Origin of the sequence: Novosphingobium flavum (genome assembly GCF_014230315.1) — a bacterium.
In the GTDB taxonomy this organism is placed as follows: domain Bacteria; phylum Pseudomonadota; class Alphaproteobacteria; order Sphingomonadales; family Sphingomonadaceae; genus Novosphingobium; species Novosphingobium flavum.
This window is the reverse complement of sequence record NZ_JACLAW010000002.1, coordinates 211,868-230,130: the sequence shown is the minus strand read 5'-3', so window position 1 is coordinate 230,130 and position 18,263 is coordinate 211,868. Positions and strand designations below refer to the sequence as shown.

General features: G+C 68.2%; 15 protein-coding genes. 7 read left to right on the top strand and 8 right to left on the bottom strand.

Annotated elements, in window-relative coordinates:
• The first annotated feature begins 8 nt into the window (after positions 1-8).
• Positions 9-881, top strand: a complete 873-nt coding sequence (gene galU, locus H7F51_RS02995) for a UTP--glucose-1-phosphate uridylyltransferase GalU (RefSeq protein ID WP_185662730.1) — start codon at positions 9-11, stop codon at positions 879-881.
• A 51-nt stretch (positions 882-932) separates the two neighbouring features.
• On the opposite strand, the gene H7F51_RS02990 is transcribed toward galU, so the two are convergent.
• From H7F51_RS02990 to H7F51_RS02970, 5 genes are all read right to left on the bottom strand, one after another.
• On the bottom strand, positions 933-1,835 hold the full coding sequence (locus tag H7F51_RS02990; RefSeq protein ID WP_185662729.1) for a transferrin-binding protein-like solute binding protein: 903 nt from the start codon (positions 1,833-1,835) through the stop codon (positions 933-935).
• A 222-nt stretch (positions 1,836-2,057) separates the two neighbouring features.
• Positions 2,058-2,813, bottom strand: coding sequence for a M23 family metallopeptidase (locus tag H7F51_RS02985; protein ID WP_425491000.1), 756 nt, complete (start codon positions 2,811-2,813; stop codon positions 2,058-2,060).
• Between the two features lie 155 nt (positions 2,814-2,968).
• The gene (locus H7F51_RS02980; protein ID WP_185662728.1) at positions 2,969-3,796 is read right to left on the bottom strand and encodes a ferritin-like domain-containing protein; all 828 of its coding nucleotides are present in this window, start codon (positions 3,794-3,796) and stop codon (positions 2,969-2,971) included.
• A gap of 10 nt (positions 3,797-3,806) precedes the next feature.
• Entirely contained in the window at positions 3,807-4,283 is a 477-nt protein-coding gene (locus H7F51_RS02975; protein ID WP_185662727.1) for a peroxiredoxin, read from the bottom strand.
• A complete protein-coding gene (locus H7F51_RS02970; RefSeq protein WP_185662726.1) occupies positions 4,280-7,006 on the bottom strand; it encodes a bifunctional [glutamine synthetase] adenylyltransferase/[glutamine synthetase]-adenylyl-L-tyrosine phosphorylase in 2,727 nt (908 codons plus the stop codon). Before H7F51_RS02970 ends, H7F51_RS02975 begins: the two co-directional genes overlap by 4 nt.
• Before the next feature lie 101 nt (positions 7,007-7,107).
• On the opposite strand from H7F51_RS02970, the gene H7F51_RS02965 reads away from it, so the two are divergent.
• Positions 7,108-8,112, top strand: coding sequence for an agmatine deiminase family protein (locus tag H7F51_RS02965; RefSeq protein ID WP_185662725.1), 1,005 nt, complete (start codon positions 7,108-7,110; stop codon positions 8,110-8,112).
• A gap of 397 nt (positions 8,113-8,509) precedes the next feature.
• Here the strand turns inward: H7F51_RS02965 and thrS are convergent, their stop codons facing one another.
• Positions 8,510-10,501 (bottom strand): threonine--tRNA ligase, encoded by a 1,992-nt coding sequence (thrS, locus tag H7F51_RS02960; protein WP_185662724.1) that lies wholly within the window; start codon positions 10,499-10,501, stop codon positions 8,510-8,512.
• Between the two features lie 91 nt (positions 10,502-10,592).
• Between thrS and H7F51_RS02955 the strand changes: the two genes are divergently transcribed.
• The 3 genes from H7F51_RS02955 to H7F51_RS02945 are packed head-to-tail and all read left to right on the top strand — an operon-like array spanning position 10,593 to position 13,235.
• Positions 10,593-11,348 carry an alpha/beta hydrolase gene (locus tag H7F51_RS02955; protein WP_185662723.1) on the top strand — a complete coding sequence of 252 codons (756 nt, stop codon included), beginning with the start codon at positions 10,593-10,595 and terminating at the stop codon, positions 11,346-11,348.
• A gap of 10 nt (positions 11,349-11,358) precedes the next feature.
• On the top strand, positions 11,359-12,258 hold the full coding sequence (locus H7F51_RS02950) for a tetratricopeptide repeat protein (RefSeq protein ID WP_185662722.1): 900 nt from the start codon (positions 11,359-11,361) through the stop codon (positions 12,256-12,258).
• Positions 12,255-13,235, top strand: a complete 981-nt coding sequence (locus tag H7F51_RS02945; protein WP_185662721.1) for an LLM class flavin-dependent oxidoreductase — start codon at positions 12,255-12,257, stop codon at positions 13,233-13,235. Before H7F51_RS02950 ends, H7F51_RS02945 begins: the two co-directional genes overlap by 4 nt.
• 306 nt (positions 13,236-13,541) lie before the next feature.
• On the opposite strand, the gene H7F51_RS02940 is transcribed toward H7F51_RS02945, so the two are convergent.
• Positions 13,542-14,855 carry a CNNM domain-containing protein gene (locus H7F51_RS02940; RefSeq protein WP_185662720.1) on the bottom strand — a complete coding sequence of 438 codons (1,314 nt, stop codon included), beginning with the start codon at positions 14,853-14,855 and terminating at the stop codon, positions 13,542-13,544.
• A 169-nt stretch (positions 14,856-15,024) separates the two neighbouring features.
• On the opposite strand from H7F51_RS02940, the gene H7F51_RS02935 reads away from it, so the two are divergent.
• Positions 15,025-15,714 (top strand): YiaD family glycine zipper/OmpA-like lipoprotein, encoded by a 690-nt coding sequence (locus H7F51_RS02935; RefSeq protein ID WP_185662719.1) that lies wholly within the window; start codon positions 15,025-15,027, stop codon positions 15,712-15,714.
• 176 nt (positions 15,715-15,890) lie between these two features.
• Here H7F51_RS02935 and H7F51_RS02930 read toward each other — a convergent pair whose 3' ends face one another.
• The gene (locus tag H7F51_RS02930; RefSeq protein WP_185662718.1) at positions 15,891-16,673 is read right to left on the bottom strand and encodes an inositol monophosphatase family protein; all 783 of its coding nucleotides are present in this window, start codon (positions 16,671-16,673) and stop codon (positions 15,891-15,893) included.
• Between the two features lie 206 nt (positions 16,674-16,879).
• On the opposite strand from H7F51_RS02930, the gene sucC reads away from it, so the two are divergent.
• Positions 16,880-18,079, top strand: a complete 1,200-nt coding sequence (gene sucC, locus H7F51_RS02925; RefSeq protein ID WP_185662717.1) for an ADP-forming succinate--CoA ligase subunit beta — start codon at positions 16,880-16,882, stop codon at positions 18,077-18,079.
• The last annotated feature ends 184 nt before the right edge of the window (positions 18,080-18,263 follow it).

Here is an 18,263-nt window from a genome sequence, read left to right as displayed (position 1 = left end):
AATTCAACGTGCGCAAACCGATCCGCAAGGCCGTGTTCCCGGTTGCCGGCCTCGGCACCCGCTTTCTTCCGGCGACGAAGGCAATCCCCAAGGAAATGCTGCCGATTATCGACCGGCCGCTGATCCAGTATGCGGTGGACGAGGCGCGCGAGGCCGGCATCGAACAGCTGATCTTCGTCACCGGCCGCGGCAAGACCGCGATCGTCGAGCATTTCGACACCGCCTTCGAGCTTGAGGCGACCATGGCCGATCGCGGCAAGGTGCTCGATATCCTCGCTGCCACCCGGATCCAGCCGGGCAACCTCGTCGCCGTGCGCCAGCAGGTGCCGCTGGGGCTCGGCCACGCCATCTGGTGCGCCCGGGCCATCGTGGGCGAGGAACCTTTTGCGATCTTTCTGCCCGACGAACTGATGATCGGTGCGCCCGGCTGCATGAAGCAGATGGTCGAGGCCTATAACCAGGTCGGCGGCAACCTGATCTCGGTGCTCGAAGTCCCGGAAGACGAAGTCTCCAGCTACGGCGTGATCGCCCCCGGCGCGAAAGTGTCGGCCAGCCTGACCGAGGTTACCGGCCTGGTCGAGAAACCGAAGCGGGAAGACGCGCCTTCCAACCTCATCATCTCCGGCCGCTACATCCTCCAGCCCGAGGTGATGCGCACGCTCGAATGCCAGGAAAAGGGTGCCGGCGGCGAAATCCAGCTGACCGATGCCATGGCCCGGATGATCGGCACCCAGCCGTTCCACGCGGTCACTTTCGCCGGCAAGCGCTATGACTGCGGCTCGAAGATCGGTTTCGTCGAGGCCACGCTGGCCTTGGCGCTGGACCGCCCCGACATGGCCGACGAAACCCGCGCCATGGCGAAACGGCTGCTCGGGCTCTGACTAAGGACTGACCGGGCGGCGCCGGCCATCGTTTGCGCGGTCGCCGCGCCGTCAGTCCTTCGCTCCGGCGAAGGTTCCGAAAAACCTGTCGCCCTGCGGCGTCTGTAACGCGAAGGCGCCGCCGATCTCTCCGGCTTTCGGACCGAAAAAGGCTCCGTCCATGCGCCCGTTCACCGCAAGGGTCTCGGTGCCGCCACTGGTCACGGCGGCCTTGCTGGTCCCGGCCAGGCCAAGGCCGAAAGTGCCGGTCGTCGAAATGGATCCTTGTCCGGATGCCTGCAGGTCGTGATCGCGCCCGTCGAACATCTGGCCAACGGCTGCCAATGTGGTCGCGATCGATCCGGCGCCGAAGTCCGCGGAAAGATTGATCGTGGCGTAACAATCACAGGCCAGGTTCGTGGCAACCCTGCTGTAAGTCGCCCTGCCGGTGAGGGGCATGTCTGCGGCGGGAGTGCGGTCGCCAAAGACGAAATAGGTCAGGACAGTCTTCTTTTCCGTATCGTCGGGTGCCGGTGCCAAGACCTGGTACAACCATTCACCCATGTCGACATGCTGCGCGCTCCCGATCTGCCACAGCCAGAGGTAGCTCTTGACCCGGTCGCCCGACGGCAGGGTTGTCCCTTGGAGTCCGCTCCCACTATGGACCTGGGTAAGACTGGCCTGGTTGACGGGAAGGATGGTAGGATCCGTGGAGGTCAAACTGTAGGTGCCGGTAGCCTTGTCAACCGTGATGGTCAGCTGGCCCGGCTGGGTCGAGATGGCGAGATAGGTTCCGGAGGTCTGGCTCGGTCTGACCGCCGCTGGAGGCGCCGAGGCAGGGACTTGCGGCGCGGCGATCGGCATTGATGCCGAGGCGATAGTGCCGCCTCCTTCGCCGCAAGCGGCAAGAGCCATGCTGCAAGTCGCAATCGCGGAACAAGCGATACGCCCGATCGAAGCATCGATCTGGGTCATTACACATCTCCTGGATGTGCCATTTCCCGTCCGTCCCGAAGATACCCGTTCTTGCGCCCTGACTCAATCGAATCACCGAAATGGGCAGAAGCGAGCCGAGGATATGCCGGGGCCTCAAAGAAAAAGGGCGGCCAGTGGCCGCCCGATTTCCGATGCACCCTCTCCAAAGTGCGTCTTTCCGCCCGCGTCTTGTTTGCGCGGTTCGGTGTGCGAATTGCTCGCTTATTCGTCTCCGCTGCCCATGGCCAGTTCGCCCGCGTCCTTGCCGAGGCGTTCGACCTTGCCGTTCTGGAGGTAGGGGATCGGGCTGACGGCTTCGCCGGCGATGCGCACTTCGTAGTGGAGGTGCGGGCCGGTCGAGCGGCCGGTGGTGCCGACGTAACCGATGATGTCGCCCTTGTGGACGGTCTGGCCCGCCGCGACGTTGAGGCGCGACATGTGGCCGTAACGGGTTTCGATCTGGCCGCCATGCTCGAGGCTGACGTAAAGACCGTAGGAGCTGAACCAGTCGGCGCGGCTGACGACGCCGTCGGCCGAAGCGCGGATCGGGGTGCCGACCGGCGCGGCAAGGTCAACGCCCTTGTGGGCGCGCTTGCCACCCAGGACCGGGTGCGTGCGCATGCCGTAGTCGCTGGAGAGGCGGACGTTGTCGAGCGGGATCAGCGAGGGAATGGAGACCGGCTGCGAGGCGCCGAAGCTGGGGCCGAAACCGGGGATGGTGCCGCCGATGCGCGGCTGCATCGCCACCAGGTTCTGGCGGGCGGCGGGCTTGTCCATCTGCTTCCATGAAGCGAAGAGCTGGCGGAATTCCTCGTCGCCGCTCTGCTGCTTGGTCGCCTCGGCGGCGCGCAGCGGGGCAAGTACATCAGCATTGGCGCTGGCGTTGGCGAGGACCGGGTTCACGTTGAAGAGCGAGGCGGCAGCAGCCGCCATCGCCACAAGGGCGCGAAACTTCGGGAAAAACACAAGAGCGACCACTCAGTTACTACCTTGTTGTCCGGCACACGCCTGCCGTTGAAGGCAGGCGGGCCATGCAGACCCCTGTCTTTCAGTCTCCCCGGCTCTGGTCAGCCTGAAGAAACCGCGATTTTTCTGAGATGGTCGGAACCCCCCGCCGTCTCGGTGGTTGTGGGCTACCTGTCCTGTTCCGACATGGCAACACCACCATAGAGACTGCGCGATAGACCGGCAGCTTGGCGCGCCGAGTCGTTGAACGGTGGCTTAATCAGGCCCCTGAAGTACCGCTGGACCAAGGTTTTCCAATGGTTTTCCACCGATTCACCATTGAGCGCACAGACTGCGGCGAAATGCGTTGACCCGAACCGGACGTGGCGAATCTCATCGTCAAGGATTCGTTCGAGAATTCGCGCCCCGTTTTCATCGCCGCTCTCGCGCACCCGAACGAGCGTTCCCGGCGTGACGTCGAGCCCGCGCGCCTCCAGTACCATCGGCACCACGGCCAGCCGGGCGGCCACGTCGTGCCGCGTGGCATGGGCCGATTCCCACAGCCCGTCATGCGCCGGCAGGGCGCCATAGAAACTGCCCAGCGAACGCAGCTTCCGCGCGATCAGCCCAAAGTGCAGCGCCTCGTCGGCGGCGACCGCGAGGAAATCACTGACGAATTCCTCCCCCATTTCCGCGCCGAAGCGCCCGACCATGTCGAGCGCGAGATCGATCGCGACGAACTCGATATGGGCCAGCGCGTGCCACAGCGCGATCCGCCCACGCTCGGAATTGCCGCGCCCGCGCTTGGGCATCCGGTTCGGGGGCAGCAGCTCGGGGGCCTCGGGCCGCCCCGGCCGGTCGGGCATGTCCACGTCGAACACGAAGGCCAGCCGCCCGGCCCGCCAGTCGCGCGCCGCGGCCCGTGTCAGCATCACCTTGCGATAGGGCTCGCATTCGACCAGCGCCGCGCGGATCGCGGCGGCCAGGCTCCGTTCGCCTGCCCTCGGCTTGTTCATCGTGGCGAACTCAATCGAGCGCCCGCGCCGCTTCGAGCACTTCGGCGGCATGGCCCTTGACCTTCACCTTGTCCCACACCCGCGCGACCTTGCCGTCGCGCCCGAGCAGGATCGTCGTGCGCACCATGCCCATGTAGGTCCGGCCGTAATTGACCTTCTCGGTCCAGATCCCCAGCGCGTCGGACAGGCCGCCCTCGGCCGCATCGGTGGCGAGCGGTGCGGACAGGCCATGCTTGGCGATGAACTTCGCATGCTTGGCCGGCGGGTCCTTGGAAATGCCGAGCAGGGCGGTATCCGCCGCCGCAAAATCGGCCGAGAGCGCGGAAAAGTCGATGTTTTCCGTGGTGCAGCCGGGGGTATCGTCCTTGGGGTAGAAGAACAGGACCAGCTTGCGCCCGGCAAAGTCCGAGGGCTTCACCGCGCTGCCATCGGGCGCTTCCAGCACAATATCGGGCAGGGCCGCGCCCACCATCGGCTTGATCATCATTCGCTCTCCAGTTCCTCGCCGAACACCTCGCCCCAGGCGCTGCGCACCACCGCGCGGGCCTCGGCGAAGCTGGTCAAAACAGCTTGCCAATCGTCGCACCCGCAGGCCTTGGCGAGCGCCGCGCGCGGGCCTTCGGCTGGCTCCTCGCCATCGGGCGCCAGCAGCCGGACCGAGACCAGCAGCCGCGTCAGCCGGTCATGGGCAGCGCCCAGTCCCGCCGGGCATAGCCCCGCTTTGGCCAGTGCAGCGATGGCCAGGGGCAGATAGGGCGAAAGCCCCACCCCGTGGCGCAATTGCAGATAGTGGACGATGAATTCCAGGTCGACCAGCCCGCCCCGGCCCAGCTTGGCATCGAGCGGGCCTTTCGCCGGCTTGTGCTGCGCCATCTTGCTGCGCATTTCTAGCACTTCGGCCCTCAGCTTGCCCGCCTCGCGCGGGGCGGTCAGCACCCGCTCGATCACTTCGCCCAGCGCGGTGGCGGCCGGGGCCGAGCCCAGCAGGACCCGCGCCCGGCACAGCGCCATGTGCTCCCAGGTCCAGGCCTGCTCGCACTGGTAGCGCTCGAACGAATCGTAGCTCACCACCAGCGGGCCCTGCGTGCCCGAGGGGCGCAGCCGGGTGTCCACCTCGTAGAGCGCCCCCTCGGCGGTCGGCACCGACAGCGCCCCGCTGATCCGCTGGGCCAGCCGGTTGTAGTAGAGCGTCGCCCCGATCGGGCGCGGCCCGTCGCTCTCGGCCTCGTGATCGCCGGTGAACAGGTAAACGATGTCGAGGTCCGAGGCATGGGTCAGGGCGCCGCCGCCGAACCGGCCGAGGCCGAGGATCACCAGCTCGCTCTCCGGCACCACCCCGTGGGCCTGGCGGAATTCGGCGATCGTTGCCCGCGCCAGCACGGTCAGCGCCGCTTCGGCCACGCGTGAGGATGCCGCCGCGATGGCGAGCGGATCGGTCGCCCCCTCGATCAACTGCACGCCAAGGGCAAAGCGCACTTCGCTCACCCGCCGCCGCACCCGGTCGAGCATGCGCTGGTAATCGTCGCCGTCCTCGCCATCGGCAAAGTCGCGGGCGAGCTCGCTCACGCTGCCCGGCAGGTCGAAGGCCGTGGCGTCGATCAGCGGATCGAGCAGATCGGCCCGCCGCGCCAGGGCATCGGCCAGCGGCGGGGCGAGGCTGAGCACCTGGGCCATCAGCGCGAGCAGGGCCGGGCGCGCCTCCAGCAGGTGAAACAGGTTGAGCGCGCTGGGCAGACGGGCCAGCAGCTGCTCCCAGCGGTTGAAGGCCCGTGCCGGATCGGGCGAACGGGCGAGCGCGGCCAACAGGGCCGGCTGGATCGTCTCGAAAGCGGCGCGGGCCGCGGCTGAGCGCAGCGCCCGCACCTTGCCCTGCCGCCAGCCCTCGATCCGCTCGGCCAGCTGTTCGCTCTCGGGAAAGCCCAGCTCCGCCAGTTCGCGCGCCAGCTGGGCCGGCTCTTCCTGCCGGGGCACGGCCACGGCCTTGCCCGAAGGGTTGCCATGGGCGGCGATCAGCTTGTCATAGCGCCGCCCCACTGCCTCGGTGATCGTCTCCAGCTCGGCCACCAGCTCGGCCCCGTCGGCCAGGCCGTCGAGCCGCGCGACATTGTCGAGCCCGGCCTCGTCGCCGGGCAGCGAATGGGTCTGCTGGTCCTGCACCATTTGCAGGCGGTGTTCGAGCACGCGCAGCCGGTCATAGCTTTCGCCCAGCACGGCGGCATCGTCGCTGGCAATGATCCCCGCCTCGGCCAGCGCATCCAGCGTTGCCCGCGTGCCGCGTAGGCGCAGGGCCGGGTTGCGCCCGCCGTGGATCAGCTGGTGCGTCTGGGCATAGAATTCCACCTCGCGGATCCCGCCGCGCCCGGTCTTGAGGTTGAATCCCGGCCCCGGCTGCAAGGCGCCCTTGTGGCTCTCGCGGATTCGCGCGGTCAGCCTGCCGATCTCGGCAATCGCCCCGAAATCGAGGCTCTTGCGCCAGACGAACGGCCGGATCGCATTGAGGAAATCGCGCCCCTCATCGATATCCCCGGCGCAGGCTCGCGCCCGGATGAAGGCCGCCCGTTCCCAGGCCAGCGCGCTTGATTCATAATGGGCCAGTGCCGCCTCGACCGGGATCGCCGGGGGCGAGACTTCCGAGGCCGGGCGCAGGCGCAGGTCCACCCGGAACACATAGCCCTCGGCATCGATGTGCCCCATGGTCTGGACCACGCGCCGCGCGATCCGCGCCGCCGCCTCGCCCGGATCGTCGCGCTCGCGCCGGGGCAGGGTCTCGGGATCGTAGAGCAGGATCGGGTCGATGTCCGAACTGTAGTTCAGCTCCTGTGCCCCGTGCTTGCCCAGCGCCAGCGCGATGAACCCGGCCGGCTCGGCATCGGGCACCCGGTTGGTGATCGCCTCGGCGATGGCCGCATCCAGCGCGCGGTCGGCAAAGTCGGAAAGCTCGCGCATCACCGCGGCCAGCGGCAGGGCCCCGGCCAGATCGCCCAGCCCCAGCGCAAGGGCCAGCCCGCGCTTCTCCCGGCGCAGCGCGCTGGAAACATCCGGCGCGCCTTGTCCGGCGCGCTGGGCCCAGCCAAGCGCGGCCGACATTTCGCCGGCCTCCAGCCGCTCCGCCAGTTCCGGCTGGCGGTCGAGCAGTCCGGACAGAAACGGGGAATGGGCACGCGCCCGGGCAAGGGCGTTTTCCCAGTCATAGGCAGTCGCGGCGTTCACAGCCTATCCCTGCCCGCTCCCCGGATGCGGATCAAGGCGCTTGCCTCTCCCCTGCCCCTTTGCCATCAGCCCGGTCCTGCTTTTTCGAGGAATCTGCCGCCATGTCCGCCCCCTTCCACATGCCGCCCGAATGGCACCCGCAGGACTGGCTGTGGATCGGCTTCCCGCACGACGAGACCGAATGGCCCGGCTTCCTCGGCGCCGCGCAGGAACAGATCGCCGCTTTCGCCAGCGCCGTCGCCGAAATGGGCCAGGAAGTGCGCCTGATCGTGCGCGACGCCGCCAACGAGGCCCGCGCCGCCCGGCTCGCCAGCGCCTCGGTCAGGCTCGAGCGGCGCACTTACGGCGATGTCTGGCTGCGCGACACCGGCCCGCTGGTGCTCTGCGCCGAAGGTGGTGAACGCCGGGCGCATCGCTTCGCCTTCAACGGCTGGGGCGGCAAGTACCTGATGGACGGGGATCAGGAAATCGGCGCCGACCTTGCCGCCAGCGCGGGCCTTGCCGTGGAAGCCGCCGACTGGATCCTCGAAGGCGGCGCGCTCGATTGTGATGGCACCGGCCTCGTCGCCACGACCGAACAATGCCTGCTCAATCCCAACCGCAACCCCAACCTCTCGCGCGAGCAGATCGAGGCCAACCTGCGGCGAGACCTCGGCTTTACCCGCGTGCTGTGGCTGGGCGAGGGCCTGATCAACGACCACACCGACGGCCATGTCGACAATCTCGCCCGCTTCGTCGCCCCCGGCGTCCTCGCCCTCCCCCGCGCCACCGGGCCCAGCGATCCCAACGCCGAAATCTACGCTGACGCCAAGGCCCGCGCCCTCGCCTTCGGCCTCAAGGTTGCCGAAGTGCCCTCGCCCGGCCTCGTCACCAGCGGCGACCGGGTCGAACCGGCCTCCTACATGAACTTCGCCATCACCTCGAAGCTGGTCGTCGTGCCGATCTACGGAACGGTCCACGATGCCGACGGTGTCGCCGCCATCGCCGAACTGTTCCCCGATCGCGCCACGATCGGCCTGATGGCCGACGCCGTCCTGATGGGCGGCGGCTCGTTCCACTGCGCCAGCCAGCAGATGCCCGCCAAGGTCGAACAGGGCGCTCTTTAACGGGCCGGTAAGGACTCCGGGCGCAAAACGCGCCCATGGCTCAGGCAATCGCTCTCGTCTCCGCACCCGCCAACGAATGGCTCCGCCGCGGCGTGGTCTGCGGCTGCGCACTGGCGCTGATCATGGCCGGGCAGGCCCTGCCGGGGCTTTGAGCCTCTCAAATTTCTGAAAATTCGGTAGGTTAATGCAGAGGGCATTGCCCCTGCACCCCGTTACGTCTTCCGGCGATAGGCCAGCGTCCGGTGATGCCTCGCGCGCCGAGGCTGCGCCGGGAGACAAGCAGAATCGCCGGATCACGCGACCTCGCACGGATTCGCCAAGGCCGACAATTAACGGGGTGCAGGGGTATTAACCCCTGCAACATCCCTTTTCCCTTGAAGCCGCTTCGCGGAAGAAATTACCGCAGGTCCGGCGCCGAAGCCTCACCCTTGAGCATGGCAATCGCCTCGCCCAGCGAGACGAACTTCTGCCGTTCCTCACCCAGCGTGCGGATCGCCACGGTGCCCTCGTCGGCTTCGCGCTTGCCCACCACCAGCAGGTGCGGAACCTTCTGCAGCGAGTGCTCGCGCACCTTGTAGTTGATCTTCTCGTTGCGCAGGTCGGTTTCCACGCGAATCCCGGCGGCGGCCAGCTGCGCGGCGACGTCGCGGGCATAGTCATCGGCGTCGGACACGATCGTTGCCACCACGGCCTGCACTGGGGCGAGCCAGACCGGCAGCTTGCCGGCGAAGTGCTCGATCAGGATGCCGATGAAGCGTTCGTAGGAGCCGAAGATCGCGCGGTGCAGCATGACCGGGCGATGCTTCTCGCCGTCCTCGCCGATGTAGCTGGCATCGAGCCGCTCGGGCAGCACGCGGTCGGACTGGATCGTGCCGACCTGCCAGGTCCGGCCGATCGCGTCGGTCAGGTGCCATTCCAGCTTGGGCGCATAGAACGCGCCTTCGCCGGGCAGTTCTTCCCAGCCGTATTCCTCGGTGGCCAGGCCCGCGCGGACCACGGCGGCGCGCAGTTCGCTCTCCGCCTTGTCCCACATCTCTTCCGTGCCGAAGCGCTTTTCCGGGCGCAGGGCCAGCTTGATCGAGTAGGTGAAACCGAAGTCCTTGTAGACCCGGTCGGCCAGTTCGCAGAAGGCCTGGACCTCGGCCACGATCTGGTCCTCGCGGCAGAAGATGTGGGCGTCATCCTGGGTGAACTGGCGCACGCGCATCAGCCCGTGCAGCGCGCCGTGCGGCTCGTTGCGGTGGCAGCAGCCGTTCTCGTAAAGCCGCAGCGGCAGCTCGCGGTACGACTTGATGCCCTGCCGGAAGATCAGCACGTGGGCCGGGCAGTTCATCGGCTTGAGCGCCATCCAGTCCGCATCGTTCGACACGATCGGGCCCTCGTCGTCGACGTTGGGCACCTCGTCGGGGATGACGAACATGTTCTCGCGGTACTTGCCCCAGTGGCCGGACTGTTCCCACTGCCGGGCGTCCATCACCTGCGGGGTCTTGACCTCGCGGTAGCCCGCGCCGTCGATCGCGCGGCGCATGTAGCTCTCCAGCTCGCGCCAGATCTTGTAGCCCTTGGGGTGCCAGAACACCGAGCCGTGCGCTTCGGCCTGGAGGTGGAACAGGTCCATTTCCCCGCCCAGCTTGCGGTGGTCGCGCTTGGCCGCCTCTTCCAGCCGGGTCAGGTGCGCGTCGAGCTGCTTCTTGTTGAGCCAGCCGGTGCCGTAGATGCGCGAAAGCATCGCGTTCTTCTGGTCGCCGCGCCAGTAGGCGCCCGAAACGCGGGTCAGCTTGAAGGCCGCCGGATCGAGCTTGCCGGTGCTCGGCAGATGCGGCCCGCGGCACATGTCCAGCCAGTCGTCACCCGACCAGTAAACCGTCAGGTCCTCGTCGCCCGGCAGTTCGGCGGCCCATTCGGCCTTGAAGCTCTCGCCCTGCTGCTTCCAGCGCGAAATCAGCTGCTCGCGGCTCCAGACCTCGCGGCGCAGCGGCTTGTTCGCGGCGATGATCTTGCGCATCTCGGCCTCGATCGCCGGCAGGTCCTCGTCGGTGAACGGGCGGTCCTTGGGCGCGAAGTCGTAATAGAAGCCGTCGTCCGTCGCCGGGCCGAAAGTGATCTGCGTGCCCGGAAACACCGCCTGCACCGCTTCGGCCAGCACGTGGGCATAGTCATGCCGCGCCAGCTCCAGCGCCTCGGCCTCGTCGCGGCTCGTCACCAGCGCCAACTGGGCATTGCCGGTAAACGGCCGGGTCAGGTCGACCAACTCGCCGTCCACCTTGGCGGCGAGCGCCGCCTTGGCAAGGCCGGGGCCGATCGCGGCGGCGACGTCGAGCGGGGTCGATCCCTCCGGCATCTCGCGGACGGAACCATCGGGCAGGCTGATCTTGAACATCTCGGACATGGCACAGGCCCTTAGCGGCGCCCGCCCGCCCCGTCCACACAGGTTGGGCCACACGGCTTGCCTTCATCTTGGAGCGGCCTAGATCGGGAGCATGACCGAGCCCGCATTCCTCGCCCTGCCCGATGGCCGCCGCATCGCCCACCGCTTCACCGACGGCCCCGGCCCGGTCCTCGTCTTCCTCCCCGGCTACATGTCGGACATGGCCGGCTCCAAGGCCACCTTCCTGTTCGATCATGCCGCCGCGCGGGGCCAGCCCTGCCTGCTGCTGGACTATTCGGGCTGCGGGCAAAGCTCCGGCCTCTTCGCCGATGGCTCGCTCACCCGCTGGCGCGATGAAGTGCTCGCCCTCCTCGCCGCCGTGTGCCCGGCGCGCGAACTGATCCTTGCCGGCTCCTCGATGGGCGGCTGGCTGATGCTGCTCCTCGCCGAGGCGCTGGGCAATCGGGTCAACGCCCTCGTCGGCATAGCCCCCGCGCCCGACTTCACCGACTGGGGCTTTGACGATGCCCAGAAGGCCCTGCTTGTCACCGGCGAGACGCTCTATGAGGAAAACCCCTACGGCCCCGAGCCGACCCCCACGCATCCCCTGTTCTGGGCCGACGGGCAGGAAAACCGCCTGCTCCACCGCCCGGTGGACGTCGCCTGCCCGGTCCGCATCCTGCAAGGCCAGCACGATCTCGACGTGCCGTGGGACACCGCGCTGAGCCTCGCCACCGCGCTGCGTTCAGCCGACGTGCAGGTCACCCTGATCAAGGACGGCGACCATCGCCTCTCGCGCGATCCCGACCTCGCCCTGCTTCTCCGCACGGTCGATGGCCTGCGCGATTCGGCAACAGGGGCCGATTGAAAGGATTTCGATGCCGTTCCCCCTCGCCCTCCTGCCCTTGATCGCCCAGGTCGGCCCCTTTACCGCCCCGGGCACCAATGGCACGCCGTTCGAGCAGCAGATCGAGCGTCCGGCCCGCGCCCGGTCTTCGGCTCCGGCCGCCACCAAGCCTGCCGCCGCCCCCGCCCTCGCCGCCAGTCTCTCGGAAAAGGGCAAGGCCTGCGCCGAGGCGGTCGACGATAACGCCGACGATGCGCTCGACGATGCGCAGACTTGGCTGGCCGAGGCCAAGGGGCCGGAAAAGGCCGAGGCCCAGCTCTGCATCGGTATGGCGCACAGCCGCCTCGAAAACTGGACCTCGGCGCAGCAGGCCTTCATCGCCGGGCGCGAAGCCGCGGGCGCGAATCGCCTCCTGCGCGCCCGCCTCGGCGCCATGGCCGGCAATGCCGCCCTCGCCGCCGCCGCGCCCGCGCGCGCCCTCGCCACGCTCGACCTGGCCAAGGCGGATGCCAAGGGCCTCGCCAGCCCCACACTCGAAACTGAGATCTCGCTCGACCGCGCCCGCGCCCTCGTCGCCCTGAAACGCACCGCCGATGCCGATTCGGCACTGGCCGACGCCCGCCTCACCGGCCCGAACGATGCCGAGGCCTGGCTGCTTTCCGCCACTCTCGCTCGCCGCGAGGGCAATCTGGCCGAGGCCCAGCAGCGCATCGAACGCGCGGCCGACATTCTCCCGATCGATCCCGCCATCGGCCTCGAGGCCGGGGTGATCGCCATGCTCGCGGGCCACGAGGAGGCGGCCCGCAAGTCGTGGCAATCGGTCCTCACCGCCGGGCCGAACAGCCCGGAGGCCGAAACCGCCAAGGGCTACCTCGCCCAGCTTGGTCCCGAGCCGGCGGCCCATCCCCCCGCGCCCGCCGCCAGCCGATGATCCCGCTTTCCGTCCTCGATCTCGTCCCCGTGCGCGAGGGCGGAACCCCGGCAGAGGCCCTGGCCGAAGCCGCCCTCCTCGCCCGCGCCGCCGAACAGCTTGGCTACAGGCGCTTCTGGGTGGCCGAGCATCACGGCATGCCCGGCATCGCCGGGGGCGCCACGGCCGTCACCCTCGCCCACATCGGCCAGGCCACCGCCACCATCCGCATCGGCGCGGGCGGCATCATGCTGCCCAATCACAACCCCTTCGTCATCGCCGAGCAGTTCGGCACCCTCCACGCCCTGTTCGGAGACCGGATCGACCTCGGCCTCGGCCGCGCCCCCGGCGCCGATGGCCGCGTCGCCCAAATGCTCCACAAGGACGTCTCGCAGGCCTCGCAATACTTCCCCCAGCACGTGATGGAACTGCAGGCCCTCTTCGCCGGCGATCCCAAGCTCCCGCTCCAGGCCACCCCCGGCGCGGGCGCCGCCGTCGACCTGTGGATTCTCGGCTCCAGCCTGTTCGGCGCCCAGCTGGCCGCGCATCTCGGCCTGCCCTTCGCCTTCGCCTCCCACTTCGCGCCCGACAATCTCGACGCCGCGCTCAAGCTTTACCGCGAACGGTTCCAGCCTTCCGCCGTCCTCGCCCGGCCCCACGTCATGGCCGGGATCAACCTGTTCTGCGCCGAAACCGACGAGGAAGCCCAGTTCCTCGCCTCCTCGCAGGACCAGGCCTTCGTTGCCCTGCGCAGCGGCACCCCGGGCAAGCTTCTCCCGCCGATTCCCGGATACCGTGAAAGCCTGCCCGGCCCGCAGCGCCTGTCGCTCGAGCACATGCGCCAGTGCTCGGCCATCGGCAGCCCGGCCGCCGTCCGCGCCGCGGTCCTCGCCTTCATCGAACGCACCGGGGCCGACGAGCTGATCGTCTCCGGGGCCACCCACGACCCCGCCGCGCGGCGCCGCTCGCTGGCCCTGACGATGGACGCCCTCGCCTGAAACTCCCCTCCCGCAGGCGGGAGGGGCCGGGGGTGGGCGAGCTTCGGCCTGAAAAAGTACGTTGGAAACCAATACTTTATGCAGGGGTTAACACCCCTGCACCCCAATCCGTCTCCCGGGGATGGGGCGGTGCGAAAGGTTGCCTCGAACGCGTCTCCTGCGCCGGAAGGCCTCTTGCAGGCTTCACCGGCTCGTCCGGCGCTGCATGGCCACGCAGCGCCGCCAATTAACGGGGTGCAGGGGTATTAACCCCTGCATAAACCCTTGTTCTTCATAAACTTAAGCTGCTTCGCGGAAAATGAGACCTCAGTCCGCCGCCGTGATCGGCAGGTCCCGGCTGAGTAGCAGCTTGTCGATCTTGCGCCCGTCCATGTCGACCACTTCGAAGCGCCAGCCCTGTTCGCGAAAGTGGTCGCCTTCGCTCGGCAGCCGCTTCATCACCGAGAGGACGAATCCGGCCGCCGTGGCGAAGTCCCGGTCCTCGGGCAGGTCCAGTTCGAAGCGCGCGGCCAGCGCGTCGACCGGGAGAGCGCCCGAGACGAGCAGCGAGCCGTCCTCGCGGGTGACGATCATCGGGTCCGCGCCTTCGTCCTGGTAGGACGCGAAGTCCCCGGCGATGGCGGAGAGCAGGTCGGCCGGGGTGACCACGCCTTCGAGGTGGCCATATTCGTCGTGGACGATCGCCATCGCCACGTCGGCGCCCTGCAGGATGCGCAGGGCGTCCATCGCGTCGAGCTGGTCGGGCACGACTTCGGCCTTCTTCATCAGCCGGGCGACCTGCATCCGCTTACCCGCCAGCAGCACGGCCAGGACGTCGCGCACCTTGACCACGCCGATGATCCGGTCGGGCTCGCCGTCGGTGACGGGCCAGAGCGAATGCGGCGATTCCTTGATCAGGGCGCGCACGTCGGCCTCGGTGGCGCGGCGGTCGATCGTGTCGAGTTCGGTGCGCGGGGTCATCAGCTCGCGCACCGGGCGGTCGGCCAGGCGCATGATCCCGGTCATGATCGCGCGCTCGTCCTCCTCGATCACGCCGGAGCGGGTGGCCTCGGCGAACATCATGTGGATCTCTTCCTCGGTCACGTCCTGCTCGCTGGCGTGGCGCAGGCCGAGGGCGCGCATCAGCAGGGTGGAGGAACGGTCGAGCAGCCAGACCAGCGGCGCGGTGATCCGGGCGATGACCCGCATCGGCACGGCGGCCCAGATCGCGATCGGCTCGGACAGCCTGAGCGCCACCTGCTTGGGCACCAGTTCACCGACGACGAGGCTGAAATAGGTGGTCGCCGCGATGACGAGCACGAACCCGGCATCGTCGGCGTAGCGCGCCGGCACGCCCCAGGCTGCGAGCCGCTCGGCCATCGGCCCGCCCAGGCTCGCGCCGGAATAGGCGCCGGCGATGATACCCACCAGGGTGATCCCGATCTGTACGGTGGAGAGGAACTTGCCTGGGTTCTCAGCCAGTTCGAGCGCGCACCGCGCCCCGCGCGAGCCGCGCTCGGCCGCCACCTTCAGCCGCGCCGTGCGCGCGGAGACGATGGCCATCTCCGACATGGAGAACAGGCCGTTGAGCAGGATCAGGCCTGCTATGACGAGAACATCGGACCAGGGAAAAGGGCTCACGGCAGGCGGGCTAGCAGAAACCGGCCCAAAGGCGAAGGGGGCCGAGAACAGCTGGCGGCGGGAACTTCGCTTGCCATCGCCCCGTTCATCCTGCGATCATCGGCCTGATCGCACCACGTGCGAAGAGGTCATTACCGGGTCGCGCCGGATCACCACTGGGGGAGCCACCATGAAGAATTCGCGTGTCATCATTTCGGCGCTGTGCGCCGTTTCGCTGGTCAGCCTTTCGGCCTGCGTCACCGATCCCAACACGGGCGAGAAGAAGGTCTCGCGCACCGCGATCGGCGCTGGCGGCGGCGCGCTGGCGGGCCTGCTGCTCGGCGGCCTGATCGGCGGCGGCACCGGCCGGATCATCGGCGCGGGCATCGGCGGCATCGCCGGGGCGGCCTATGGCTCGACCTACGACAAGCAGATCAAGCAGCTCAAGGAGCAGACCGCCGGCTCCGGCGTCGACGTTACCCCGGCCGATGGCGGCAAGGCGATCCTCGTCAACCTGCCCGAAGGCGTGACCTTCGACGTCGGCTCCTATTCCCTGCGCCCCGAATTCCGTGCCACGCTCGACAAGGTGGCGGACAGCCTCAAGCAGTATCCCGACAGCCTGATCGACGTTTACGGCCACACCGATTCGACCGGATCGGACGCCTATAACCAGACCCTCTCGGAAAACCGCGCCCGCACCGTGGCCAATTACCTCTCGATGCAGGGCGTCGCGGCGGCACGCCTGCGCAGCCAGGGTTACGGCGAGACCATGCCCGTGGCCGACAATGCCACCGAGGAAGGCCGCCGCAAGAACCGCCGGGTCGAGATCAAGATCGTGCCGGTAACCCAGGAAGACGTCGCCCGCGCGCGCGGGCAGTAATCTGATGCATGGACCGGGTCAGGCATTCGCCTGACCCTTGCGCGGCGAGTCTGGTGCATGGATCGGGGCAAGCTAAGCTTGCCCCTTGCGCGGTACCGGCCCTCTCCCCCGGCCCAGCCACCCATCGAGTGTACCCTGTGGGTGGCTGGGCCGGGGGAGAGGGCCGGTGCCGCCGGTCATTCCCGCGAAAGCTCCGCGGCCCGCGCGGCCAGCCGCTCCACCGCCTCGGCATGGATCGCCGGGGCCGTGACCAGCACGCCGAAGGCGCGCGGATCGCGCTTGTTGTAGCTCAGTGCCTGGCCGAAAGCGTCGGTCACAGCGGCGCCGGCCTCGCGCGCGATCAGGGCCGCGGCGCCCACGTCCCATTCCCAGCCCCAGCGCAGGGTGGCGAGCAGGTCGGCCTCGTCCGCCGCCACCATGGCGATCCTGAGCGCGATCGAATTGGGCTTGTCGACCAGCCTGAGGTCCGAATCGATCGCGGGCAGGCAGTCGGCGGGCACGCGCGCGCCGTTCAGTTCCTTGCGGGTGCTGGCCGCCAGCGTGCGCCCGTTGCGCCACGCGCCCTTGCCCGCCTCGGCATGCCAGAACTCGCCGCGCGCCGGGGCATAGAGCATGCCGAGCAGCGGCCGGCCCGAGAGCACGAGCGCCACGGAGACGGCCCAGCCCTCGCGCCCGGCGATGAAGTCCTTGGTCCCGTCGATCGGGTCGACCAGCCAGATCAGCCCGCCGCTGAGCCGGGCCGGGGCATCGGCGGTCTCTTCCGAGAGCCACCCGGCCGAGGGCAGCAACTGGGTCAGCTCGCGCCGCAGGAAGCGGTCGACCAGCAGGTCCGCCTCGCAGACCGGGTTGCCGGGGCTCTTTTCCCAGACGTGGGGGGTGTGGCCGTTGCCGGGCCAGCGCTCGAGAGCGACCCGCCCGGCCTCGCGCACGATCGATTCGAGGCGCTGGCGGTCGATCACGCCGTGCCCCCGCGCAAACCCGCTTTATTGATAATGATTTGCAGTATCTTCATCAATCGCACACACCCGTTCAAGCGCTCTTTTCAAGCCGCGATTCATCGCCTATGCGCGGCCACGAGCGGTTGATTCAACCGCCCGGCAGAATTCATCCCCTGCTCCGCGGCCACAGCGTCCATCGGGGCAACAGTAGCGGAAAGAGCCACCCGATGAATATCCACGAATACCAGGCAAAGGAACTGCTCGCGAAGTTCGGCGTCGGCATCCCGGCGGGTATCCCCGCGCTGACCGTGGAAGAAGCGGTCGCCGCCACCAGCCAGCTGCCCGGCCCGCTCTACGTCGTCAAGGCGCAGATCCACGCCGGCGGCCGCGGCAAGGGCAAGTTCAAGGAACTCCCGGCCGATGCCAAGGGCGGTGTCCGCCTCGCCAAGTCGGCCGCGGACGTCGAAGCTTTCGCCAAGGAAATGCTCGGCAACACCCTCGTCACCGTGCAGACCGGCGAAGCCGGCAAGCAGGTCAACCGCCTCTACGTGACCGACGGCGTCGACATCGCCCGGGAATACTACCTCTCGATGGTGGTTGACCGCGCCTCCAGCCGCGTCGCCCTGATCGTCTCGACCGAAGGCGGGATGGACATCGAGGAAGTCGCTCACGCGACCCCGGAAAAGATTACCACGATCACCGTCGACACGGCCACCGGCTTCCAGCCGCACCACGGCCGCGCCGTCGCCTTCGCGCTCAAGCTCTCGGGCGATCTCAACAAGCAGGCCCAGAAGATCTCGAAGCAGCTCTATGAAGCCTTCGTGGCGCTGGACTGCGACATGCTCGAGATCAACCCGCTGGTCGAGACCAAGGATGGCAAGCTGCTGGTGCTCGACACCAAGATGAGCTTCGATTCGAACGCCCTCTACCGTCACCCCGACGTGCAGGCCCTGCGCGACGAGACCGAGGAAGACCCGGCCGAAGTCGAAGCCTCGAAGTACGACCTGGCCTACATCAAGCTCGATGGCGACATCGGCTGCATGGTCAATGGCGCCGGCCTCGCCATGGCGACGATGGACATCATCAAGCTCAACGGCAGCTTCCCGGCCAACTTCCTCGACGTCGGCGGCGGCGCCAACAAGGAGAAGGTGACCGCGGCGTTCAAGATCATCCTGCGTGATCCGAACGTGAAGGGCATCCTCGTCAACATCTTCGGCGGCATCATGAAGTGCGACATCATCGCCGAAGGCATCGTTGCGGCCGCCAAGGAAGTGAACCTCTCGGTTCCCCTCGTCGTTCGCCTCGAAGGCACCAACGTCCAGCAGGGCAAGGACATCCTCGCCAATTCCGGCCTGCCGATCGTCGCCGCCAACGACCTCGGCGATGCCGCCAAGAAGATCGTCGCCCAGGTCCAGCAGGTCGCCTGACCTCACTGACCGGCGCGCTGACGTCAAACAGGGCCCTCGCCGGAAACGGCGGGGGCCTTGTCGTTCTGCTCCCCTCCCGCCAGCGGGAGGGGCCGGGGGTGGGCCAGCGACGGTTCCTCAAGGAATCAAGGCTGAAGGGAAATGACCCGGGGCCAAGGGCCCCAGACCCCATGCCGTCTCCCGT

Excerpts from the sequence above, each read along its gene's own strand:
- H7F51_RS02965 (WP_185662725.1), top strand. The coding sequence starts at position 7,108 with ATGTCCGCCCCCTTCCACATGCCGCCCGAATGGCACCCGCAGGACTGG.
- H7F51_RS02945 (WP_185662721.1), top strand. The coding sequence starts at position 12,255 with ATGATCCCGCTTTCCGTCCTCGATCTCGTCCCCGTGCGCGAGGGCGGA.
- thrS (WP_185662724.1), bottom strand. The coding sequence starts at position 10,501 with ATGTCCGAGATGTTCAAGATCAGCCTGCCCGATGGTTCCGTCCGCGAG.
- H7F51_RS02935 (WP_185662719.1), top strand. The coding sequence starts at position 15,025 with ATGAAGAATTCGCGTGTCATCATTTCGGCGCTGTGCGCCGTTTCGCTG.
- H7F51_RS02955 (WP_185662723.1), top strand. The coding sequence starts at position 10,593 with ATGACCGAGCCCGCATTCCTCGCCCTGCCCGATGGCCGCCGCATCGCC.
- sucC (WP_185662717.1), top strand. The coding sequence starts at position 16,880 with ATGAATATCCACGAATACCAGGCAAAGGAACTGCTCGCGAAGTTCGGC.
- H7F51_RS02980 (WP_185662728.1), bottom strand. The coding sequence starts at position 3,796 with ATGAACAAGCCGAGGGCAGGCGAACGGAGCCTGGCCGCCGCGATCCGC.
- H7F51_RS02990 (WP_185662729.1), bottom strand. The coding sequence starts at position 1,835 with ATGACCCAGATCGATGCTTCGATCGGGCGTATCGCTTGTTCCGCGATT.
- H7F51_RS02950 (WP_185662722.1), top strand. The coding sequence starts at position 11,359 with ATGCCGTTCCCCCTCGCCCTCCTGCCCTTGATCGCCCAGGTCGGCCCC.
- H7F51_RS02975 (WP_185662727.1), bottom strand. The coding sequence starts at position 4,283 with ATGATGATCAAGCCGATGGTGGGCGCGGCCCTGCCCGATATTGTGCTG.